The organism is Planomicrobium stackebrandtii (assembly GCF_030814955.1).
Taxonomy (GTDB): Bacteria; Bacillota; Bacilli; order Bacillales_A; family Planococcaceae; genus Planococcus; species Planococcus stackebrandtii.
This window is the reverse complement of sequence record NZ_JAUSWB010000005.1, coordinates 54,608-77,165: the sequence shown is the minus strand read 5'-3', so window position 1 is coordinate 77,165 and position 22,558 is coordinate 54,608. Positions and strand designations below refer to the sequence as shown.

Here is a 22,558-nt window from a genome sequence, read left to right as displayed (position 1 = left end):
AGATGCCCGTTTCCAGTTTAAGGACTTTATAAAACGTACAAATGGCAGACACATGGGGCGTATCTGCCATTTGGATTCCATCTATTTCAGCGTTTTTGGGCTTGCAAGGTTTCGTACTGGCGAACGACTTCTTTAGTGATGTCACTGTCTTCCGGCAAGCCGCTGAATGTTTTCAGCGCAGCTGCAGGTCCAGACTTCCGGATCACTTCCTGGATTTCCATGGCTTCCTCGTCTTCCGGATAATCAAACAGCAGGGCAGCTGCAATGGCGTTGGCCAGATGCGTGTATGACAATCCAGCCTTTTGTGCCTGCGTTGCCGGACGGATCAACCGGTCTTCCGGGCCGAGTTTACGGATAGGTGCACGGCCGACTCGTGTTACACCGTCATTCAAATAGGCATTTTTAAAGCGTTCAATGTTCTTGTTGATATAAGCCAAATGCTCTTCTTCATCGAGGCCGTATTCCTTCACCAGATAAGCGCCGGTTTCTTTGAGCGTTTCTCTGACTTGTTCCACAATCTTGTCATCACCCAAGGTTTCGTCGATTGTGGACTTTCCAGCAAGATAGCCCAGGTAAGCAATTACGGCATGGCCTGTGTTTACTGTAAACAGCTTGCGTTCAATGAACGGAGCAAGGTCTTCAACCATTTTCATGCCGGTTACTGAAGGAATGTCTTCCGTCGTTTCCACAACCCATTCGAAATAAGGTTCAACCAGAACGTCCAGTGAACTTTGGTCCTGGATTGGAACAATGCGGTCAACTGCTGAGTTAAAGAAGTAAACTTTTCCTTCCAGCCCATTTTTTGCATCTTCGTCCAAATTGTCCAGGATGTGCTGTTTGAGGATATCCGTAGCCCCAATTTGGTTCTCACAGGCAATGACGTAAATCTTGTCATCTGTTGCCGCTACGCGTTTGGCTAAGCCACGGGCAATCAGCGGTGCGATTCTCGGCAAGATGTTCGGGCCAATCGCTGTCGTTAAATAAGTTGCTTTTTGGATTGCGTCGACCACATCGTTATCATGCGTCATGTTATTAATGCCGGATACGTTTTCAATGGTGATGGATTCTTCCTGGGACTGAGCCATTTTTACCTTATAGCTTTTTTCTTCGTTCAGCTTATTGATAACCTGCTCTGCAACATCCACAAATGTTACGTGGTAGCCCGATTCGGAAAATAAAGCCCCGATAAATCCTCTGCCAATGTTTCCTGCGCCAAAATGAATGGTTTGTTTCACTGATCATCATTCCTTTATCAAATTATTTTGTAGATACTCCAAGAAAATGTCTTCTAATTTTTGGCGAATCACTTTCTCGTTCGAAGAGGAGAAAATCATCATCGATACGTCGCTTTCAATCAAACTGGTGCTGATCAAGCTCAATATTTCCTGCTCTCTGCCCGTCAGCGCGGTGGGTGCCAGCATCAGCAGCAGATTTTTCATCGGCATAGTTACGCCGTCCATTCCTTTAACCAGGAGTGGATTGTCCAAGTGGACGATTTGGAAGACCGGTTTTTGAATCGAATCGTCACGGCAGTGAAAAAGCGCCATATTGGTATCTGGAATCCCCAATCCGCCTTTCTTTTCCCGCTCTTTCAATTCTTGCATGGCCGAGGCGGAATCTGTAATCAGCCCTTCCGCTTTCGCCAGTTCAATGACTTCCTTCAACACGTCCCAATGATCAGTGGCAAGATGTTTATGGATGACCTTGAAATTGGCGAGAATCGCATCTATGCTGGCCTGCACTTCTTTTATTTCCCGCAGGACCTGATGTATATTGGGGCGGCCTTTCAGTACCAAGGCACCGCTAGAATTTCCTGGATTTAAGTATTGCCTTTTCCCGGTGATTTTCTCCACATTTTTTTGCAGATAACTTTCGATATAACCAATATCCCGATCGCTAAGCAATGGGCTCACCATAATGTAGTCGACTTCTGTAACCGGCAGCCGGATAGTTGAAATCACCAAGTCATAATCCTGAAAATGTGCCGTTTGAAAATCATTGATCGACAGGATTTCCACCGAATTGATTTCCGGCAGTTCTTTTTGAATTCGGCTTGCCAGCATTTTCGAAGTCCCGATGCCTGTCGGACAAATGACGACCGCATCAATTCGGACCTTTTCTTCCTTCATCAGCAAAGCCGAACCAAAATGGAGGACGATAAAAGCCGTTTCATCAGCTGAAAAATCGAGATCTTTAAACTCGTTTTCCAATCCCTGCTTGACCGCCATAAACAGCACCGGGTATTTCCGCCTGATTTCATCCGTCAACGGATTAAACGATTCGAGCTTTTGGTTTAACCGGAAGATTGAAGGCCCCATGTGCGCAAGCAGCCCCTGGTATAGCGAAAAATCATCGATCAAATCGACATGAAGCTGCGCTGAAACATCGCGGATCAAGTTTTTTATAAGCCGTCCAAGCAGCACGCTGTCATAATAGGCTAAATCCGCCGCCTGAACTTTCGAGCCTTTCAAAATGACCGCTAAAAAATGCACATCGGCGTCCGTCAGACTAACCGAAAGCTGCTCTTGCAACTCTTTACTCACATTTTCCATCAACCGGTACTCGTTGTCAGAGTTTTTCCCTGTCCGGTCTCCCGGCTCCAGCATGAATCCAGCTTCTGTCCGCTGAAGCGCCAGGCAGCTGTAGACGACCAATCCGATATAGTCGCTGTCCGCCAGCCTGGTTTGTTCTTTATTGATTTTTTGGTCCACCAATTGATCCACGACCGCCAAGTATTGGGGCGAAAAATATCCAAGAATGTTCTCTTCTTGGCTTTTTCCCTGTTGAAGAAAATACAAACTCTCGATCATTTCCTCGTAGAAGTAAGCGAGGATAAAGCTGCCAAGAGCGTGGCGCTTGTCGGCTTCTTCGCCATCCACTTCGACGCCCACGCCTCTTGTCCGCGACAACTCAATCGTAAACTTCCGCAGCCAGTCGGTTACCTCATCCAAATAGGCAGTCAAGGTGGCGGTGCTGATCCCCAGCTGTCCGGCAAGCACCTGCTTTTTGAAAAAAGGCCCTTCGTGCAATAAAATCACCAGCAGTTTCAGCTTTCTCTCTTCCGGGGTTTCATCTGCCGGACTGACCGTCATCAGGTTTTGGATCAGCCGGTAAACTTGTTCATTTTTACCCGCAATAAATAGCCCCTCGTCTCCCGTGCGTTCAACAGTCAGTTCAAATTGCTGCAGCATTTTCCCTACTGATTTCAAGTCCCGCTGGATTGTCCGGGCACTGACATCCAAATATGAAGACAGCGAATGCACCGTATGTTTTCCGGAAGTTCTGACAATCAGTTCGATAATGGATTTTTCCCTAAACGTGATAAACATTCAGCTCACTCATTTCACTTTTGGATGCCTTCTTCAAGACCAGGAAATGCAGATAGAACAAAAAGGCAGGAATCCCCGCCTTTCTGTTGCTGCTATTCAGTTGCTGTTGATAATGGCCATTAGTTCTTTAGCCGTTTTCGCATTAACCAGCTGATCGACATTGTCCTGTTCGGCACAAATGACGGCGATTCCTGAAAGGATTTCCAAATGCGTGCCATCCTTACCGGCGATGCCAAAAATCATTTTTGCACTTTCTCCATTAAAGTCTACTCCATTTGGAACCTGAACAACAGTAAAGCCTGAATTGATGACGGATTTTTTTGCTTCTTCCGTTCCGTGAGGGATCGCGACATTGTTGCCCATATAAGTCGTCGTTATTTCCTCCCGCTTCAACATTTCGTTCACATAAGACTCTTCAACATATCCAGCGTTGACCAATGCTTGTCCCGCGAAGCGGATTGCGTCTTCTTTTGTGCGGAATTTCTGTCCGATAAAGACATTTTCCTCAAGCAGGAGCTGATCATCTTCTGGATTGTGCGGAACAGCTGCTTCGCTTTCTTCCGCCAGCTCATGCTGATCACCAGTCCCTCCATTTTGCAGACGGTCGATCAGTTTGTCATACTCCGGGCTTGATAGGAAGTTGTCGACTGAAATATGGTAAGCATCCGGCACTTTATTTTCGGCACGCGGCGTCAGTTTTTCCTGTGTAATAACGATTTGGGAATCGGCAGGAATCGTGCTGATGGCTGTATTCGACACGGCTACGCCAAGTCCGGCTTCTTTTACTTTCTTGCGCAGAAGAGAAGCGCCCATTGCACTTGATCCCATTCCCGCATCACAGGCAAAAACGATTTTTTGTACATTTGACGGGAACACTCCGTTCGCAGCACCTGCTGGTGACGTTATTTCCCGGGAAATAGAACTTTTCTTGCCTTTCATTTGTTCCATTTTCTTTGTTGCTTCTTCCATATCTTCATCTGTTTGCTTGCTGGATTTCAAAACGATTGCTGAAATGGCGAATGACACGGCTGTAGCTACAAAGACAGCTGCAAAGTTGGCCAGATAAGCCATGCTTTCAGGAGGTGTAACTGCTGCAATCGCCAAGATGCTTCCCGGTGATGCAGGAGCAACCAGTCCGCCACCCATTAACACAAGTGTAAAGACGCCGCTCATCCCGCCGAAAATGACAGCCAACAAAAGCATCGGCTTCATCAATACGTATGGGAAATAAATTTCGTGAATGCCTCCAAAGAAATGGATAATTGCTGCACCAGGCGCTGATTGCTTCGCGATGCCTTTTCCAAACAGCATAAACCCAAGCAACACTCCAAGTCCTGGCCCTGGATTCGCTTCCAGAAGGAACAGGATTGATTTCCCTGTCTGCTGAACTTGCTCCAACCCGATCGGTGTCAATACACCGTGGTTGATGGCGTTGTTCAGGAATAAAATCTTCGCTGGTTCGATCAAGATGCTGGTTAATGGCAATAAGCCTGCATCAAGCAACCAGTCTACACCTGAAACCAGAACGCTGGTAAAAGAACTTACAGCCGGTCCAATTCCCAGAAATGCAAAAATGGCAAGTGCACCACCCAAAATACCTGCAGAAAAGTTGTTGACCAGCATTTCAAAGCCAGTGCGTACTTTTCCTTCGATCAATTGGTCAAACTTCTTGATGACATAGGCACCAAGCGGCCCCATAATCATGGCGCCAAGGAACATTGGCGTATCGGGAGCCCCGACAATAACACCCATTGTCGCGATGGTTCCGACCACTCCACCCCGTTGGTCGTAAATCAACCGGCCTCCTGTGTAACCGATCAGCAGCGGCAGCATGTAAGTAACCATCGGTCCTACGAGTGTGCCAAGATTTTCATTCGGGAAAAACCCGGTTGGGATGAATAGCGCTGTTATCAATCCCCATGCAATAAATGCACCGATATTCGGCAAAACCATCGAGCTCAGGAAATTCCCGAACTTCTGCACGCGAATCTTCATTTTTGAATCGTTCATGTAATCCTCTCCTTCTAACTATACTTATAATGTTCCTTTATCATAGACCTCAGATGGAAGCGCATTCAATAACAAGGAAAGTCAACTTTGTCGGGCTTGTCGTGACAAGAGTGTTGTTTTACAGAAAAAGACTGTCCCTCGTCAGTAAGCATGACGAAAGGACAGCCTTTTTTATTGTAGTAATTCCATAAAAATAGTCAAAGATTATAAAACAGGAAAGTCTTTCTGAAAAAGCAACGGAATCCTCTGAGCCTGCTACAGAAACTTGCTGTGCAATCTTAAATTGGGAAATCGGGTATTGAAACCCGTGCTCCTTCACTCTTTTTAGGAAGTTTCACCACAAAAGCAGTTTTGCCCAATGTGCTTTCTGCTCTGATTTGGCCGCCATGCAATTCCAAAATGCTTTTTACAATTGCTAAGCCTAATCCTGAACCGCCTGTATACTGGGAACGTGATTTTTCGACTCTATAGAACCGTTCGAATAGGTAGGGCAAATCGATGCTTGGGATAGCCTGGCCATAGCTAGCTATTTCGATTTCGATAAGTTCTTCCGATTCTTTTACCGAGAGGTCAATATACTTTCCTTCTTTGCCATACCGGATGGCATTTTCGATCAGATTTTCAAATACTCTTGCCAGCTTTGGTCCTTCTCCCATGACAAACGGCCTTTCCGTGAATGAAAAGTGCTGCCGCATCTCCATTCCTGCTTCTTTAAGCTGGAACTGGAACTGAACGGATAATTGGTTCATCATTTCCTCCAGATTGATCGGCACTTCGTTGATCAGCGCTTCTTTATTCTGCACCAGGGTGTACTCGAATAAATCATTCAGTAATTGGTTGAGTTCGTGAGATTTCTGATGGATGATTTGGATGTAATACCTGAGCTCCACTTCACTTTTATACCGGTCTTCGTTGATCAAATCCAAATAGCCGACAATTGAAGTTAAGGGCGAACGAAGGTCATGGGCGACATTGGTGATCAAATCGTTCTTTATCTCAGCCGCTTTTTTTTGCTCGGCTTTCGCTCCTTCTAGTTGCAGGATGATCTGATTCACTTCTCTCGCTAATTCCCCTATCACCCCTTCATCTTCGTTTGTCAGCTCCTGATCAAACTGCCCTTTTGCGATGCTTTCCATTTCTTTCATCATATTCTTCATCGTACTTTCTATATATCTCTGCCGCTCAATAAGATAAAAGAAGGATACGAACAGAGCGAATGGCAGTAAACATAATAGGATGATAGGCACCAAACCGAAAGAGCCGCTCAGCTCGATAAAATCTGCAAGCCGGGAAGATTGTGTTTCCAGGAAATATAGTGCAAAAATAAAGACTTGAGCGGTTCCGGCTGTCAGTAAGACTGCCAGAACGATATATAGCAGTATTTTCCAAATCGGAATGAACTTAATGACTTTTTTCAATTTTATAGCCTACTCCCCAAACAGTTTGAATCAGAGCTTCCCCAGGATTAGCTGCTTGCATCTTATCCCGAAGGTTTTTTATATGCACCATAACTGTTTTGTTTGATCCCATACTGTCTTCTTCCCACAGCCGCCTGAAAATTTCCTCCGAGCTAAATACAGTGCCCTGGTTTTTAGCCAGCAAATAAAAGATGTCGAATTCGCTGGAAGTCAATTTGATTTCCTTGCCATGTATGCTGACGCCGTGACCCTTTTTGTCGATTTTCCAGGAATGGATCTGTATGCTCTCATGTTCCTTGTCTGGCGGACTATAGCTTGCGCGCCGCAGCAAGCCTTTTACCCGCGCATTCAATTCCAGAGGATTAAACGGTTTGGTCATATAATCATCCGCACCCGTTATCAGACCGGTGATTTTGTCCATGTCCTGCACCTTGGCACTGAGCATAAGAATTGGCACCTGGCTGGTTGCCCGCACTTGCCGGCAAAACTCCAAACCGTCCATGCGGGGCATCATAATATCCAAAACAATCAGATCGATAGAGGCACGTTCGATGACTGCCAATGCCTCTAGTCCATCCCACGCCTGCAGGACATCATATCCTTCATTTCGTAAATAGATCTCTGCCAGCCTCGCAATATCACGGTCATCGTCAACAATTAAAACAGTTTGGCTCACGCTTGTTTTCCCCCTCTATAAAATCTATCCTACCGATCTATTCCGGCTCTTTTTTCCAAGTTGAATTTGTAGAAAAAGGTTTGAGCCTGTGAAATTCTTAAAATTTGCCTTATTAGTAGAAACCCTATCACAGCCCCTAATGTATTCGCAATCAAATCATTGATATCTGTACTTCTCCCGTTTCCGAGCAATATCCGGATAGCTAATTGGGTGAGTTCAAACGACAAGCTAACATAAAACCCAAGCCGCGCTGCCTGTTTAACAGAGCGGATTTTTCGGCTCAAAAACGGCAAGTACATGCCGAAGGGCACCAGCATGATGATATTCAATGCGAAAGTCTTCAGATCAATCGTCAAGACCGGAATAAAGTTAGTTGATTTGTACCACGGGGTTAGGTTTCGATATTCACCGAGATTCACCTCAATTGGGAAAAACACCAAATGCATCATAGCTAAAAAATAAACGGCAAAAGACAGCATTAGCGTAAATTGGCCTAAAGCATAGTTTTTCTTTAACAAGGTGGCAACAAGCAAGTAAATAAGAAAAAGTAGAAACGCCGGCAACAGGATGTAAGTAGAATTGATTGTAAAGATGATTGAATCACTCATTTTTCTTCCTCCTAGCAATAATTATTTTGTTTGGCTTTTGGATCGGTGCGCCTTTCTTCAAGGGATAAGTAAAGTATAAGCAGCATTTTTAAAGTTTTTCTTAAGAAAAGAGAAATGATTTTTTAATATTGAACAATAAAAAAAGAAGCCATTCCAGCAGCCATTTAATGGCCAGGGAATCGCTTCTTTTTAACTGATATTTTTTTGAATAGCTGAAACTCAATTTCACTAGCGGACGTTAAATTACGCAGAACCCCCGGAAGACGCAGCTGCTGCCTGATCGGCTTTCACACAATCGATCGCTACAACAACGGCAATGACAACTGTCTCCATCTCTTCATCCAGAATCTCGACCTTGTAGCTATCGCCCCAGCTGAACCAAACTTTGTTCACCTGGCCGATGACTTCCCCATGCTGTAACAGTTGAAAATCCATATCCCACCAGTTTCCGCGAATCTCGATGCCGGTGCCGTCAATCGTATAGCGCGCCTTGAATATGGAAAATTCCTTCTTAATCGTCAAGCGTTCCTGGCCATTGACCTCAACAAAAAATTTTGGCAGGAAACTAAAAGTTTTTTTGGTGATGAGCGCAACTTCATCTCTTGTCATATTCATAATGGAGAAGGTTTTTGGAATCTGCATAAAGCTGCCTTCTACGTAGTAAACATCGTTTCCCTGCTGATCCTTCACGGTAAACTTACCGCTCAAAGCGAATACTCTTTGCTTGATGTAGAGTTGTTTCATTTTATCTTCTCCTTTTGGTAAGCTGACACTCTTGTATATGAAATAGATTCTATGGTTGTTTTATTCAACACAGCCTAGGAAAATGCCTTCACTCAGAATAAAGATATAAGATTGCCTTGAAGTTCTACAAATTTAAAAACCACCTAAAACACTTTAGCAGGAAGGTTTTAGGTGGTTCTATTTAAATATACTTATCTTTAAAATAATCAGAACCGATACCGCCAGCTACCATCAAAAATAACGGCAGGAAGTTTGAGAGAAATCTTGGAACACCTTCTGGCATTACAATGGATGTTCCGAAAAAGTAATTCGATGCGAAAATGATGATTTTCGATACTAGTAAAAAGACTCCTAGCATAAACACACTATCACAAAAAACTTTCCACTTTGGGTGCGCCAGCTGCTTACTGTCCTGAATCACTTTGTCCTTCAATTCTTCATCACTCCTTAACAGCTCATCTATTGTCACGCCAAACAAATCACTCAAATTGATGATCACTTCAATGCTTGGGTAGTTTTTTCCGGTTTCCCATTTTGAAACGGATTGCCGGCTCACATGAATCTTGTCAGCAAGATCCGCCTGCGACCACCCCTTCTTTTCTCTTTCACTTTTCAAACGTTCACTGAAAACCATAGTCTCACTCGCCTTTCCTTCTAATTTCAGTATTAAGAAACAGCTACATAAAGTAAAGATAGTTCTAGGCGCATCTGGGTGCAACCTCTGCTTGCTTTCTTTAGAATTCATATAGATGAAACAAAAAGGGATCAAAGCGGCCACACGGCTCCTCGATCCCTTTAAAACTATTTCATTTACGAGCCCAAGCGGCAATGCCTGCAATGTCCTCAGGAGTTGTTCTGCAGCACCCTCCGATGATTTGAGCACCCGCTTCATGCCAGCGTTGTGTGCTCGAGGCAAACTGATTTGCCGAAGATCCTTCTCCCCATGTTTTGCTTGTCGGGTCGTATTCTTCGCCTGAATTTGGATAAACAATGATTGGCTTCGCTGTCTGGCTTCTTACTTCAGTAATCAGCGACTCAATAATATGAGGTGCTGAACAGTTGATGCCGATTGCGGCCACTTGATCCTGTTCATCCAACCACTGTGCACAATTGGAGATTTTTTCTCCGTCGCTTATATGATGTTCATCTTTCGCACTGAAACTGAACCACGCATAGACATCCGGAAATTCTTTTAATACTTTCACGATGGCTTTAGCTTCTGCCAGGCAGGGAATGGTTTCACACGCCAAAATGTCCGCCCCCGCATCAACTAATACCCGGATCCGCTCCTTATGGAAGGCAATCAGTTCCTCTTCGCTTACCGAATAATCGCCGCGGTATTCAGAGCCATCCGACAAAAAAGCGCCATACGGGCCGACAGAAGCGGCAACCAATGGTTTCGGTCTGTTCGACTGATTTTCCAACTCTCCCCAAAACTCATCCCGTGCTTCTGCTGCAAGTTGGACAGACTGTTTGATCAAGCCGATTGCTTCTTCCCCGCTCACCCCTCTTTCTTTATACCCTCTGATGGTTGCCTGGTAGCTGGCGGTAATTGCACAGTCTGCGCCTGCCTGGAAATAGTCGAGGTGAACTTTTTTGATCAACTCCGGATTTTCCATTAATACTTTTGCCGACCACAGGCTGTCATTTAAATTGCAGCCGTAGTTTTCCAGCTCTGTAGCCATTGCCCCGTCAAGAATGACGATCGGAAAGTGATTTAAAATTTGTTCAATCGGGTTCATTCCTAAACATCCTTTCCAAATCCGAGCTTATCTAGTCATTTATTAATTGTTTCTTGTCGCTTTGCTTAAAAATTGCTTGGTTCTTTCCATTTTAGGGTCAGTAAAAAGCTGCTCAGGCGTGCCTTCTTCGATAATGACACCATCTTCCATAAAGATGATCCGATCCGAGATTTCACGTGCGAAATTAAGTTCGTGTGTAACGATAAACATCGTTTTCCCTGTATCTGCTACAGCTCTGATTGTTGCCAACACTTCATCCACCAGCTCCGGATCTAAAGAAGATGTCGGTTCATCAAATAATAAAACTTCCGGATTGAGCGCAAGTGCCCGAGCGATGCCAACCCGTTGCTGCTGCCCGCCTGACAGTTGTGCCGGATAGTGGCTTAGTTTGTCTGACAAGCCCACTCGTTCAAGAATTTCCAAGCTCCTCTTTTTCGCTTCATCCTTCTTCAATTGTTTAACGCTTGTTAAGCCAATCATCACATTTTGGAGCACAGTCAAATTTTTGAACAAGTTGTATTGTTGAAAAACCATGCCTGTCGACGTTCTTAATGCAAAGACATCCGATTTGCTGGCTGATTCGACATTCACTCTTTTGCCGCCGATTTCCACTATGCCGCTGGTCGGCTGTTCCAGGAAGTTGATGCAACGCAGTAATGTCGATTTGCCTGAACCGCTCGGCCCTAAAATAGAAACTACCTCGCCTTTGTCGACGCCTATGTTAATTCCCTTCAGCACGTGATGGCTGTCGTAGTATTTATGTATGTTTTCCAGTTTGATCATGAAGCAATCCCTCTTTCATATCTGCGAGCCCGCTTCTCTAATTTGACCAGCAATCGCTCTACTGCAATGCACAGAATCCAATAAACAATGGACACCGCGATATATACTTCGAAAAATGCCAAGCCGCGGGAGCCAAGAATTTTGGCTTGCCCCATAATGTCCACAACCCCAATGATAAAGACCAAGGACGTGTCTTTAATCGTGCTGATGAACATGTTGCCCAGGTTTGGAATCGCGACGGCCAGTGCCTGTGGGAAAATAATTTGAAGCATCATTTGCGTTGGCTTCATCCCGATTGCTTTCGCTGCTTCAAATTGTCCGCGATCAACCGATTCAATCGCCGACCGGATTGTCTCCGACAAATAAGCACCCAGATTGATCGAAAACGCCAGCAGCGCATACACTTCAGGCGCAATGCTGTTGACGTCGGCAGACTGAAGCCACCCATACTCGATCTGCAAGTAGTAAATGATCTTAGGAATGCCGTAAAACACCAGATAGATTTGAACCAATAGAGGAGTTCCTCTGATAAAAGATACGTATATTGACGTAACTACGCTTAATACCGGAACCTTGTATATTTTGATCAATGCGGTAAAAACCCCGATAAACAAACTTAACACCAATGAGCCGACAGCTATTCCAATGGTAATCGGAAGCCGTGAAACAATAGCAGGAAAGCTTTCGATTAAAAAATTAATATCCAGTAAGTTTTCCATTTTTTCTTTCCTTCCACAAACCTATTCGGGGATATATTCTCCGCCAGTCCATTTGATCGACAGTTCCGCTAACGTGCCGTCTTCTTTAAGTTCTTTCAAAATCGGATCAATCAATGCCTTTAGCTCTTCCCCCTCTTCGCCATTTTTCAAAACAATTCCCATATCATCGTTCACCAGGGGCTGTCCAACAATCTCTACTCCTAAATCATTTTTCTCCAGTACTGCATCGATCATGATCGGATCGTTGACGTAAGCATCAACACGGCCATTTTGTACGTCCTGCAACATTTCTGAAGGGTTTCCGCTTTCGCTGTATTTCAAATCAATCGGAGTGTCTGCTGTTTCGTTGTATTCCTCCAGCAGCAGCGTGTACGAATCTCCCGCTAAAGCGCCCACTGACTTGCCTTCCAAATCCTCTACAGTCTGGATATCTTCTCTTCCAGTTTTCACCGCAATCACCGTTTCAGCTGCAAAATAAGATTCATTAGTGAACAAATACTTTTCCTGGCGCTCCGGTGTTTTTGCCACCTGATCCGCTATTGCCTGGATCTTATTGGACTCCAGTGCGAGAAACATGCTGTCCCAAGGAACGGCAACAAATTCAAATGTATAGCCATCCAGTCTTTCGTCGATTACTTTAACCATCTCAACATCATACCCTGTCAGTTCATTCGAATCGTCTGCAAAAGCGAAAGGCGGGTAATCATTTTGTGTTCCCACTGTAATGACTTGATCCCCCGTTGCGCTTGCTGCTTCTTCCGACGAACATCCGCTTAATGCCCCAATTGCACTTATTGATAAAAACAGTGATCCCAATACATAATTTTTTCTTGTCATTTTCAAGCTCCTTTTTTTGGACAGAGAGTGGCAAATCAATTTCATAGTGAAAGGCAATAGCAGATTTATTGTTATTGCGATTTATTAAGTCACAGCGAATCTCCTTTCTTGTATCCAGGGTAAAAATCACCCATGAATTTCCTTTTAAAATAAAAAAAACCTCTTCCAATAGGAAAGAGGTTTTAGCCGAATTCTTATCTCTCAGAATAAAACACTCTGCAGGAATTAGCACCTCTCATAAAAATGATGGTTGCTGGACGTCATAGGGCCTGTCCCTCAGTCTCTCTTGATAAGTTATTTAGTTTTTACATATTAACGATAGTATGGGACATTGTCTCTCTTGTCAAACACATTTTTCTTCAAATTTGAACTTTTATAAAAATTTGAAAGAAACAGGCGAAAAATGAACGATTGACAAGCTTTCGAATCTTACATACTATCTACTAATAATTCATATTCAACGTTCGAGAAGCAGTTGTTTTTGAACCTGACATTATTTCTATAAAGAATGGAGTGAGAAAATGACTGAACAAGCTGTTTTTGATGTTGCAATAATTGGTGCAGGAACGATGGGAATGGCTGCTGGTGCTTTTTTGGCGCAGCAAAAAGTAAAAACCCTATTAATCGATGCATTTGATCCGCCGCACAGCCATGGCAGCCACCACGGGGATACCCGTCTGATCCGGCATGCGTACGGGGAAGGCAGGCAATACGTAACGTTAGTGAAACGTGCCCAGCAATTGTGGGAAGAGCTGGAACAGCAAACAGGATATAAGATCTTCGAAAAAACTGGTGTGATCGGCTTAGGCCCGAAAGATTCACCTTTTCTAGAAGAAACAATTGCTTCTGCCCAGAAGCATGACCTTTCGTTAGAGCTTCTAACTGGCCGGGAAATCAATGCAAGATGGCCAGGATTTTCAGTACCAGATCATTTTACCGGCTGCTTCGAAGCGGACTCAGGAGTCATTTACAGCGAAAATGCCATTCAGGCATATAAAGAAACGGCGCTTGCACATGGGGCGCAACTTGTTCCTAATACAGCCGTTCAGCATATCGATCTAAGCGACGAAAAGGGTGTAAAGATTACAACGGAACTCACAACATTTTATGCCAAGAAAATCATCGTCACTGCAGGAGCCTGGGCGGCAAAGCTGCTGCCGGATTTAGAGCTGCCCATTCAGCCAACACGCAAAGCCGTTGCTTGGTTTGAAGCGCCTTCCGAACTGTACGATGCCGCTAATTTCCCGGCTTTTTTTGTAGAAGATCAGCATAAGAAGTTTTATGGTTTTCCCATTTTGAATGGCGGTGGGATCAAAATTGGAAGATCTGATGGTGGCCAGCCGATCGACCCAGACCTCCAAACGCAAAACTTTGGATTATACGAAACAGATGAAAACGACTTGCGGGAAGGTCTGGAACATTACTTGCCACAGGCAAATGGCAAACTAAAGCAAGGAAAAACGTGTCTATACACACTTTCAAGCGATAATGATTTTATCGTTGATGTTCATCCGGAAGACAGCCGCGTCCTCTTTGCCTGCGGATTTTCCGGACACGGCTTCAAGTTTGGCAGTGTCATGGGAGAAGTATTGAGCCAATTGGCTATAACAGGCGAAAGCAAGCTGGACATTTCAATCTTCGCTCTTAGCAGATTTGGTTTGCAGCCTCAATCACCAAATCTTGAGAACAAATACCCGAAAAAAGTGTGAGTGACAAAAGATCCAAAATCTTTTTTTTACAAAAAAATCCCGGTCAGCATTTTGCGCTGACCGGGATTTTTGTTTACTAGTTTTCTAGGTTAAAACGATCGGCATTCATCACTTTGTTCCATGCTTTGATGAAATCGCGAACGAATTTCTCTTGGTTGTCGTCTTGTGCGTAAACTTCGGCAACTGCACGAAGAATCGCATTCGAGCCGAATACTAAGTCAAAGCGTGTTGCAGTGCGAACAACTTCGCCTGTCGTACGGTTTTTGCCTTCGTATTTATTGAATTCTACTGGCGTCCACTCGATATTCATGTCCAACAAGTTAACGAAGAAATCGTTTGTTAACACGCCGACTTTGTCGGTGAAGATTCCTTCTGTCGCTCCTTGGTAGTTTGCACCGAATGCGCGCATGCCGCCGACTAGAACAGTCATTTCTGGAGCTGTTAAGCCAAGCAAGTTCGCTTTATCCAGCAGCATTTCTTCTGGGCTTGTTGCATATTCCTTCTTCTGGTAGTTTCTGAAACCGTCCGAAATCGGCTCCAACACTTCGAAGCTTTCCGCATCGGTTTGTGCTTCAAGTGCATCTCCGCGCCCTTGAGTGAATGGTACCGCAATATCAAATCCAGCTGCTTTTACAGCTTGTTCAATTGCAACATTTCCTCCCAACACGATCAAGTCAGCGATGCTGATTTTGTTGTCAGTGCCTGCTTTTAAGTGCTCGTAGAAGTAAAGAACTTTCGCCAATTCTTCTGGCTCGTTTACTTCCCACTCGCGTTGTGGAGCGAATCGAATCCGTGCTCCGTTGGCACCGCCGCGCTTGTCTGAATCACGGTATGTGCTGGCAGAAGCCCAAGCTGTTTTGACCAATAGCTGCGGGTTTATTCCGCTTTCAAGGATCTTCACTTTCAGCTCATCCAATTCCTTGTCTTTTAATGTACCTGGTGCTGCCGGTACTGGATCTTGCCAGATCAAATCTTCTGCTGGAACTTCTGGTCCCAAATAACGCTCTTTTGGTCCCATGTCGCGGTGAAGAAGTTTGAACCATGCGCGGGCAAAGGCATCTTGGAACTCTTCCATGTTTTCGTAGTAACGGCGTGAAATCTTTTCGTATGCCGGATCCATGCGAAGTGCCATGTCTGCCGTTGTCATCATCGTTTTCACTTTGATTGAAGAATCTTCCGCGTCAGGTGCCATCTGTTCTTCTGACAGATCTTTTGCCGTCCATTGGTAAGCGCCTGCGGGAGATTTTGTCAATTCCCACTCGTAGCCAAACAATTGCTCGTAATAGCCATTATCCCATTGTATCGGGTTGGCAGTCCAAGCGCCTTCGATACCGCTTGAAATCGTATCGCGGCCTTTTCCTGAACCGTATGTGCTCTTCCAGCCCATTCCCAGGTTCTCCATTACAGCTGCTTCCGGATCATCGCCTACGTTAGAGGCATCTCCAGCTCCGTGAGCTTTACCGAATGTATGTCCACCTGCGATCAACGCAACTGTCTCTTCGTCGTTCATTCCCATGCGTGCAAAAGTCTCACGAATGTCAAAAGCACTTCCAAGAGGATCCGGCTTGCCATTTGGTCCTTGCGGATCTACATAGATCAAGCCCATTACAACTGCTGCAAGAGGTTTTTCTAATTCGCGGTCCCCTGAATAACGGTTATCTGATAGCCACTCTTTTTCATTGCCCCAATAAACGTCTTCTTCTGGTGCCCAAATGTCTTCACGGCCTCCACCGAATCCGAAGGTTTTGAAGCCCATCGATTCAAGTGCCACGTTGCCCGTTAAGAGAAGTAAATCAGCCCATGAAATTTTGTTTCCGTATTTTTTCTTGATCGGCCACAACAAACGGCGGGCCTTGTCCAAGTTCACGTTATCCGGCCAGCTGTTAAGCGGTGCAAAACGCTGGTTTCCGGTAGCACCGCCTCCACGGCCGTCCAGTGCACGGTAAGTACCTGCGGCGTGCCACGACATGCGGATAAATAAACCGCCGTAATGGCCATAGTCAGCCGGCCACCATTCTTGGCTGTTGGTCATCAAATCGTGAAGATCCTGCTTTAATGCATCATAATCCAATTTCTCGAATTCTGCCTTGTAATCAAATTCTTCCCCTAGAGGATTCGATTTTTTATCATGCTGATGAAGGATGTTGACATTCAGCATGTTCGGCCACCAGTCTTTATTCTGGGTCTTGCCTGGTTTGTTCGATGTTGTAATGGCACTATCTTTGTGCCCACCTGTTTGGCTGCTTGGTTGCCCGCCTGCGCCCGTTATCGGACATTGTGCATCTGATGCAGCGGTGTGGCGCTTTTGCTCATTGTTGTTTTCCATCTTTAAAACCCTCCTAAAAATAATGAAAATAGTGAACGTTACTCCAAAACTATTGATGCCGGCTATTGCTAACGGCATGTAATAATTCTTACATTAGAATTATACTAAACTAGAGAAGAACTGAACAGTAATAAGGATGAAAATTTGAACAACTCTTTTCTGCAATCTCTGAATGGAGAAAAGCTGCTCCGATTTCTTCCCAATCTTTTCACTATTGCTTCAACTTTTCGCTGTACACTCAAACAACTCCCGATCAGAGCTAGTTAAAAAACGAGGCGAACAGGACAAAAACAATAACAAGAACAATGAGCGTGATAAGGATGCCCGGCAGCACGACAATGAAAAATCCTTTCCAAGACGACACACGATGCGCTTCGCCTACTGCTTTGCAGACGATGATGAATGTCCAAACAGACACTGCCCCCATTACCAAAGACATGACGACGACAAGCGGATCGCCTTCCACATCCCTCCGGTCCGCAAAGAAAGTTGATGGTGACGCAAAAGCCCAGACAATCAGCAGCGGCAAGAGCCAAATTTGTGGGATTTGCGCTGTGGCAAGCGCCTTGAACATTTCCTGATAGGTTGCCGTTCCTTTAAACAAACGCCCAACCAGCATCAATATAGCTGCACCCAAAAAATAGCCAAATGCACTTCCTATCGGACCGGTAATCAACGCCTGAAGAATAGCTGACCACGCCTGCATATCAGCATTTTGGGTGTTCATGAGCCCGATCAGGCCTGAAGCAAATCCCGTCAAGATAATAAGGAAAATGATGTATTTGGCGGACTTGCGGTCAATAACGAAGCGTACGGTTTCACGTGTGCGCAGCCAAATATCGGTTAATGGATTGACTTCCTGCTCTTTGCGTAATCGATTTTCTCTTACCATGGCGCCTCTCTCCTTTCCTTTAGTTATCTCAATGGCGGCAGCAGCATCTCTCCATTCCCCCCATACTTATACAATACACTCTTACACTTCCCATTACCTGAATTTTCAGTTTCATAAAACTATATAATTAGAATCAAAAAATATAGAAAACATAAAAGGCATTCTTTCAGGCAGATAAAACCTGAAAGAATGCCTTTTATGAAAACAATAAGTTTTAAAGCGGGTCGCCAGCTGGCAATGAAAAGATTTTTTCGATAAATTGAAGAGCCTTTTCAATGATAAAATCCAGCTCATGATCCATAGAAGCAATGTGGTAGGAATTATGCAGTTCGTATTTCTGCGTGTTTTCTGATTGAACTTTACTTAGAATATACTCTGTATTGCCGGGCGGTACAACGTGATCTTCAAGCGATTGGAAACAAACGACCGGACAACGTACGTCCGCGAGTTTAGCATCGACAGCATTCATGTAACGTAATAGTTGCTGATACGCTTTGACCGGTGCCTGCTCATAGGTGATTTCCACCGCATCCGCGTTTTTGATATCCGGTTGGCCTTCTGAGACATAACCGGAGGACGGCTGGTTGCGGTACGTTTCAAACGCAGGAATGTCGATCGCCGGATTGATCAGGACAATTCCTTGAATGTCCGGGTGGCGGCTGGCCAAATCCAAGCTTAAGGTGCCACCCATCGATTGGCCGATAACGAAAACTGCCGAACATGTCTGCTCCAGTTCTTTATAGGCCTCTTCTACCCGGGCAAACCAATCATTGCAGGTAAACTGTTCAAGGTCTTTAGGATGCGTGCCGTGGCCGGGGAGCCTCGGACAGGAAACTGTATAGCCATGTGCAGCAATCGCTTCGCCCAATTCCTTAACACTTTGCGGCGTGCCTAAAAAGCCATGGCACAACAAAATGCCGGTGCTGTTTCCTTTCAGAAAAAATGAGTCAGCTTGAGGGATAACGGGATATTGTTCATTACTCATGCAAATCCTCCTTTAGCTGTTCTAAAGCAAGAAAGTTTCCTCTTGCCGATTGTTGTATACTGGACCTGCTAAAAAAAGCTTATTCACATTAGACTATAATTAAAACCTACTTGTCAACTAAGCTTTAAAATCGCATTGGTTAAGGTATTATATTTCCAATGCGCTGTCCGAACTGAAAAAAGAGTCTCTCCTTATTGGTGAAGGAGAGACTCTTTTTCGATGGTGACGACCTGGTTTGTTTCCGCAGCTTCCATGATGCCTAAAATGACTTTCAGCGATTGGAGTGCGTCTTCTCCGGTAACAATCGGCTCCTGGTCCAAGCGAATGGCATCAATAAAAGCATCGATGACGCCGCTGGGGGTTTGGTTATCATTTGTCTGAATCGCTTCCAGCTCATAGTTTACTTTTTCCCCGGATTGCATGATGATTTCCAGCTGATACTGGTCGTTATGGTAAATTTTCATGATGCCTTTCTCGCAATAGACAATGGTGCTGTTGTCTTCTTCGCCGTAATACGTCCAGGAAAACGCAGCGTTTCCAATACGTCCTTTTTTGGTTGCCAGGCTGCATACCAGATTGTCGCATACTCCAATCGGCTCTCCGTTCTCATCCACTTTATGCAACGCCCCTTGAAATGCGCTTACTTGGACAATTTCGTCGTCGAGCAAATAATGCAGCAAATCAATTTTGTGGATGCCGAGGTCTCCGCCGACGCCAAATCCCGACCGCTCTTTTTTAAAAAACCATGTGGACTTGGTTTTATTAATGCCCCAGGCTTCAGGACCCGAATGTCCGAAAGCCGTACGGAACGTCAGGACCTTTCCCAGTTCTCCGCCGGCAATGATTTCTCTCGCTTTTTGGTGGGCGCGCGTAAAACGCTGGTTATGGTCCACCATCAGTTTTTTACCGGATTTTTTCTGAGCCTCTAGAATGGTTCGTGCATTTTCTGCCGTCAACGAAATCGGTTTTTCACACAGCACGTGCTTTCCACTCAACAGCGCCTGGGTTGAGAACAAATGGTGGTGCTCATTTGACGAACAATCGCTGATGGCAACGATGTCAGGATCGTCAAACAATTCATCAACGCTCCTTACGATGCTGCCGCCAAACAGTTCCACCATCGCTTCGGAGCGATCGAGATTGCGGTCGTAAAAAACAATCTCATCGACGTATGGATTTGCTGAATATTCCGGTGCATGCCGCATTTTTGTAATCGAGCCGCATCCGATAATGCCTACCTTGATGCCCATCCCATCTCCTCCTATTCTCGTTTTTGGAACACAACGGCGATGATGATGATCAATCCTTTAACAAATCCTTGAAGATGAGGAGAAACATTCATCAGATTCATCATATTGTTCAGGATACCCAAAATCAGGATGCCGAAAATGGTTCCGATAATTTTTCCGCGTCCGCCGGTCATCCGCGTTCCTCCAATGATAACAGCTGCAATGGCATCGAGTTCGTATTGCGCACCCGAACTGGAAGAAGAAATCGAATTCAGGCGTGAAGTTTCAATAACCGCCGCGATCCCGACCAGCGTGCCAATCAGCGTATAAACTCCAATTTTGATGCGGTCGATGCGGATCGCTGATAGCATCGCTGCTTTTTCGTTTGACCCAAGGGCATAAACGTACCTGCCGAATCGGGTTTTGTGCATCAATACATAAATCAATACCGCCATAACGAAGAAAATAATGACGGGAACATCAAAAATCCACAAATTGCTGTTGGCGATGGCGGTAAATCCGCTGACTTCACCGGATACGCTGCCGCCTTCTGCGATGTAAAGCGCGATTGAACGCGCGCCCGCCATCATCCCGAGCGTGGCAATAAATGACGCAATCCTGCCTTTCGCCACCATCAGGCCATTCAGGAATCCGGCAAACGAGCCAACCAGGAGCGCCGTGAATATTCCTACTAAGATGCTGCCTGAGGCGTTCAATGCCAGCACCGAGACAACACCGGCAAGCGCCAATACAGAACCGACCGATAAATCGATGCCGCCTGACAGCATGACGACCGTCATGCCAAGCGCAATAATGCCGATAATCGAGACTTGCATCAGGATATTCAGTTGGTTATTGATATCAAGAAACCGTGGATTCATCACGGAGGCGGCGATATAAATAATGACAAATGCAATAATGACACTGTATTCCGACCATAGCCAGGTCATCCGGCTTTTCATGTTCGGAGATTCCGGACTGTATTCTTTTGTGTTGATGTTAGCCAATTTTCTCTCCCTCCCTTTTCGCTCCTGTGGCGTAATGCATGATCTCTTCTTCGCTTGCCTCATCGCCTGTAAAATGCGCCGTAATTTCCCCGTGGTACATCACATGGATGTTGTGGCAAATCCGCATCACTTCCGGAGCTTCCGATGACAGGATAATGATGGCTTTGCCGAGCTTGGCAAGCGCAATGATCTGTTGATAGATCTCCTGTTTTGCGCCAACATCGATGCCCTGTGTCGGATTGTCGAAAATGAGGATATCCGTTTCCGCTTCCAGCCATTTGGCGATGATGACTTTCTGCTGGTTTCCCCCGCTCAATTTATCAATGGTGATGCGCGGATTATGCACTTTAATGTTCAATAGTTTTTTATACGCATTGAATTTCTGCTGCTCTTTTTTATCCTGTATAAAACCCAGGCGTTCAAAATTCCCCATCGATGACAAACTCATATTGTGGATGACACTCAAATCTTTGATAATGGCATTTTCTTTCCGGTCTTTCGGCACATAGCCCAGTCCCGCCTGCAGCGCTTTTCGGGGATGGTTGATTTTTACGGCTTGTCCTTTCACTTTCACCGTCCCTGCGTATTTTTTCCGGTAGCCAAACAAGCTTTCAAAAAGTTCTGTCCGGCCATCTCCTGCGAGACCTGTAAAACCTACTATTTGGCCCTTTTGCACGGTAAAATTGATGTCCTTGAACAAGCCGGTGCTCGTCAGTCCTTCCACTTCCAATGCCATATCCCCAAAGCTATGCTCATGCACGTACCGCTCCTGGGAAATGGCTTTTCCCACCATCAGTTTGGTGATCACTTCCAGGTTTTCGTTCTCCATGACATCCGTCTTGACCAGCTGGCCATCCCGCAAAACGGTATAGCGGTCGCATACTTCCTGGATTTCCTTCAACTTATGCGAAATGTAAATGATGGAAACGCCAGACTTTTTCAAGTTCCGCATCAGTTCAAAGAGCCGGTTGACCTCATGTTCTGCGAGCGAGGTCGTGGGTTCATCCATGATGATCAACTGCGACTTGTGCAGCAAAGCTTTTGAGATCTCGATCAATTGCTTATAGGAAGTCGCCAGATTGCGGACATATTCTTTCGGATTGATATAGACGCCCAGTTCCGCTAAGATTTCACGGGTTTGGCGGCACATTTCTTCCACGTTCAAAAACCCGATTTTGTTGCGAATTTCTGAACCTAGAAACATGTTTTCATACACTTTCAAATCGCCGACCATATTCAGCTCCTGGTGGATAAAGCTAATCCCTTGCGCCTGTGAAACATGCGGATTTGCCATGCTGATCTTTTCGCCTTTGACAAAAATCTGTCCGTTGTCCGGTTGATGGACACCGCCTAAAATATTCATCAGCGTCGATTTGCCTGCCCCATTTTCCCCCAGCAAAGCATGAATTTCACCTTGCTCCACTTCCAGCGTCACTTTCTTCAAAACCGGTACGCCGTTAAACGATTTTTCGATATTGTGCATTGCCACAAAAGGATGTGTAGCCACGTCGTTACCCCCTTATAGGAAAAGAGGAAATGCAATG

At 45.2% G+C, this 22,558-nt stretch carries 19 protein-coding genes and 1 riboswitch; of the genes, 1 reads left to right on the top strand and 18 read right to left on the bottom strand.

The window, feature by feature from the left end; translation table 11 throughout:
- Positions 1 to 86: 86 nt before the first annotated feature.
- The 12 genes from QOZ98_RS10120 to QOZ98_RS10065 all read right to left on the bottom strand — a co-directional run bounded on the left by QOZ98_RS10120 (position 87) and on the right by QOZ98_RS10065 (position 12,866).
- Entirely contained in the window at positions 87 to 1,235 is a 1,149-nt protein-coding gene (locus QOZ98_RS10120) for a mannitol-1-phosphate 5-dehydrogenase (protein ID WP_308787332.1), read from the bottom strand.
- A gap of 6 nt (positions 1,236 to 1,241) precedes the next feature.
- Complete coding sequence (locus QOZ98_RS10115; protein ID WP_308787331.1) at positions 1,242 to 3,329, bottom strand: BglG family transcription antiterminator; 2,088 nt, start codon at positions 3,327 to 3,329, stop codon at positions 1,242 to 1,244.
- A gap of 96 nt (positions 3,330 to 3,425) precedes the next feature.
- Positions 3,426 to 5,339 (bottom strand): PTS mannitol transporter subunit IICBA, encoded by a 1,914-nt coding sequence (locus QOZ98_RS10110; protein ID WP_308787330.1) that lies wholly within the window; start codon positions 5,337 to 5,339, stop codon positions 3,426 to 3,428.
- Positions 5,340 to 5,617: 278 nt separating this feature from the next.
- The gene (locus tag QOZ98_RS10105; protein ID WP_308787329.1) at positions 5,618 to 6,757 is read right to left on the bottom strand and encodes a sensor histidine kinase; all 1,140 of its coding nucleotides are present in this window, start codon (positions 6,755 to 6,757) and stop codon (positions 5,618 to 5,620) included.
- The gene (locus tag QOZ98_RS10100; protein WP_308787328.1) at positions 6,741 to 7,433 is read right to left on the bottom strand and encodes a response regulator transcription factor; all 693 of its coding nucleotides are present in this window, start codon (positions 7,431 to 7,433) and stop codon (positions 6,741 to 6,743) included. The genes QOZ98_RS10105 and QOZ98_RS10100 overlap by 17 nt, the downstream gene beginning before the upstream one ends.
- A gap of 29 nt (positions 7,434 to 7,462) precedes the next feature.
- Entirely contained in the window at positions 7,463 to 8,041 is a 579-nt protein-coding gene (locus tag QOZ98_RS10095) for a VanZ family protein (protein ID WP_308787327.1), read from the bottom strand.
- A gap of 243 nt (positions 8,042 to 8,284) precedes the next feature.
- Positions 8,285 to 8,785, bottom strand: coding sequence for an LURP-one-related/scramblase family protein (locus QOZ98_RS10090; RefSeq protein ID WP_308787326.1), 501 nt, complete (start codon positions 8,783 to 8,785; stop codon positions 8,285 to 8,287).
- 181 nt (positions 8,786 to 8,966) lie between these two features.
- Positions 8,967 to 9,419: a helix-turn-helix domain-containing protein gene (locus tag QOZ98_RS10085; protein WP_308787615.1), complete on the bottom strand. Its 453-nt coding sequence runs from the start codon at positions 9,417 to 9,419 to the stop codon at positions 8,967 to 8,969.
- Between the two features lie 172 nt (positions 9,420 to 9,591).
- Complete coding sequence (gene mmuM / locus QOZ98_RS10080) at positions 9,592 to 10,527, bottom strand: homocysteine S-methyltransferase (RefSeq protein ID WP_308787325.1); 936 nt, start codon at positions 10,525 to 10,527, stop codon at positions 9,592 to 9,594.
- A gap of 42 nt (positions 10,528 to 10,569) precedes the next feature.
- Positions 10,570 to 11,310: an amino acid ABC transporter ATP-binding protein gene (locus QOZ98_RS10075; RefSeq protein ID WP_308787324.1), complete on the bottom strand. Its 741-nt coding sequence runs from the start codon at positions 11,308 to 11,310 to the stop codon at positions 10,570 to 10,572.
- On the bottom strand, positions 11,307 to 12,029 hold the full coding sequence (locus tag QOZ98_RS10070) for an amino acid ABC transporter permease (RefSeq protein ID WP_308787323.1): 723 nt from the start codon (positions 12,027 to 12,029) through the stop codon (positions 11,307 to 11,309). The genes QOZ98_RS10075 and QOZ98_RS10070 overlap by 4 nt, the downstream gene beginning before the upstream one ends.
- A gap of 21 nt (positions 12,030 to 12,050) precedes the next feature.
- Positions 12,051 to 12,866, bottom strand: a complete 816-nt coding sequence (locus tag QOZ98_RS10065) for a transporter substrate-binding domain-containing protein (RefSeq protein ID WP_308787322.1) — start codon at positions 12,864 to 12,866, stop codon at positions 12,051 to 12,053.
- Positions 12,867 to 13,057: 191 nt separating this feature from the next.
- Positions 13,058 to 13,162, bottom strand: a riboswitch (SAM riboswitch).
- Between the two features lie 225 nt (positions 13,163 to 13,387).
- Here QOZ98_RS10065 and solA point away from each other — a divergent pair.
- Positions 13,388 to 14,575: an N-methyl-L-tryptophan oxidase gene (gene solA, locus QOZ98_RS10060; protein ID WP_308787321.1), complete on the top strand. Its 1,188-nt coding sequence runs from the start codon at positions 13,388 to 13,390 to the stop codon at positions 14,573 to 14,575.
- Positions 14,576 to 14,651: 76 nt separating this feature from the next.
- Here solA and katG read toward each other — a convergent pair whose 3' ends face one another.
- The 6 genes from katG to QOZ98_RS10030 all read right to left on the bottom strand — a co-directional run bounded on the left by katG (position 14,652) and on the right by QOZ98_RS10030 (position 22,521).
- Positions 14,652 to 16,901: a catalase/peroxidase HPI gene (katG, locus tag QOZ98_RS10055; RefSeq protein WP_308787320.1), complete on the bottom strand. Its 2,250-nt coding sequence runs from the start codon at positions 16,899 to 16,901 to the stop codon at positions 14,652 to 14,654.
- Between the two features lie 259 nt (positions 16,902 to 17,160).
- Entirely contained in the window at positions 17,161 to 17,793 is a 633-nt protein-coding gene (locus QOZ98_RS10050; RefSeq protein WP_308787319.1) for a Yip1 family protein, read from the bottom strand.
- A 214-nt stretch (positions 17,794 to 18,007) separates the two neighbouring features.
- On the bottom strand, positions 18,008 to 18,778 hold the full coding sequence (locus QOZ98_RS10045; RefSeq protein WP_308787318.1) for an alpha/beta hydrolase: 771 nt from the start codon (positions 18,776 to 18,778) through the stop codon (positions 18,008 to 18,010).
- A gap of 191 nt (positions 18,779 to 18,969) precedes the next feature.
- Positions 18,970 to 20,028 carry a Gfo/Idh/MocA family protein gene (locus tag QOZ98_RS10040; protein ID WP_308787317.1) on the bottom strand — a complete coding sequence of 353 codons (1,059 nt, stop codon included), beginning with the start codon at positions 20,026 to 20,028 and terminating at the stop codon, positions 18,970 to 18,972.
- An 11-nt stretch (positions 20,029 to 20,039) separates the two neighbouring features.
- Positions 20,040 to 21,014: an ABC transporter permease gene (locus tag QOZ98_RS10035; protein WP_308787316.1), complete on the bottom strand. Its 975-nt coding sequence runs from the start codon at positions 21,012 to 21,014 to the stop codon at positions 20,040 to 20,042.
- Positions 21,007 to 22,521, bottom strand: a complete 1,515-nt coding sequence (locus tag QOZ98_RS10030) for a sugar ABC transporter ATP-binding protein (RefSeq protein ID WP_308787315.1) — start codon at positions 22,519 to 22,521, stop codon at positions 21,007 to 21,009. The genes QOZ98_RS10035 and QOZ98_RS10030 overlap by 8 nt, the downstream gene beginning before the upstream one ends.
- Positions 22,522 to 22,558: the final 37 nt, after the last annotated feature.

What these genes read in the sequence shown, in the direction of transcription:
- katG (WP_308787320.1), bottom strand. Translation starts at nt 16,901, where the DNA reads ATGGAAAACAACAATGAGCAAAAGCGCCACACCGCTGCATCAGATGCA.
- QOZ98_RS10040 (WP_308787317.1), bottom strand. Translation starts at nt 20,028, where the DNA reads ATGGGCATCAAGGTAGGCATTATCGGATGCGGCTCGATTACAAAAATG.
- QOZ98_RS10090 (WP_308787326.1), bottom strand. Translation starts at nt 8,785, where the DNA reads ATGAAACAACTCTACATCAAGCAAAGAGTATTCGCTTTGAGCGGTAAG.
- QOZ98_RS10045 (WP_308787318.1), bottom strand. Translation starts at nt 18,778, where the DNA reads ATGAGTAATGAACAATATCCCGTTATCCCTCAAGCTGACTCATTTTTT.
- QOZ98_RS10065 (WP_308787322.1), bottom strand. Translation starts at nt 12,866, where the DNA reads ATGACAAGAAAAAATTATGTATTGGGATCACTGTTTTTATCAATAAGT.
- solA (WP_308787321.1), top strand. Translation starts at nt 13,388, where the DNA reads ATGACTGAACAAGCTGTTTTTGATGTTGCAATAATTGGTGCAGGAACG.
- QOZ98_RS10085 (WP_308787615.1), bottom strand. Translation starts at nt 9,419, where the DNA reads ATGGTTTTCAGTGAACGTTTGAAAAGTGAAAGAGAAAAGAAGGGGTGG.
- QOZ98_RS10115 (WP_308787331.1), bottom strand. Translation starts at nt 3,329, where the DNA reads ATGTTTATCACGTTTAGGGAAAAATCCATTATCGAACTGATTGTCAGA.
- QOZ98_RS10075 (WP_308787324.1), bottom strand. Translation starts at nt 11,310, where the DNA reads ATGATCAAACTGGAAAACATACATAAATACTACGACAGCCATCACGTG.
- QOZ98_RS10070 (WP_308787323.1), bottom strand. Translation starts at nt 12,029, where the DNA reads ATGGAAAACTTACTGGATATTAATTTTTTAATCGAAAGCTTTCCTGCT.
- QOZ98_RS10110 (WP_308787330.1), bottom strand. Translation starts at nt 5,339, where the DNA reads ATGAACGATTCAAAAATGAAGATTCGCGTGCAGAAGTTCGGGAATTTC.
- mmuM (WP_308787325.1), bottom strand. Translation starts at nt 10,527, where the DNA reads ATGAACCCGATTGAACAAATTTTAAATCACTTTCCGATCGTCATTCTT.
- QOZ98_RS10095 (WP_308787327.1), bottom strand. Translation starts at nt 8,041, where the DNA reads ATGAGTGATTCAATCATCTTTACAATCAATTCTACTTACATCCTGTTG.
- QOZ98_RS10050 (WP_308787319.1), bottom strand. Translation starts at nt 17,793, where the DNA reads ATGGTAAGAGAAAATCGATTACGCAAAGAGCAGGAAGTCAATCCATTA.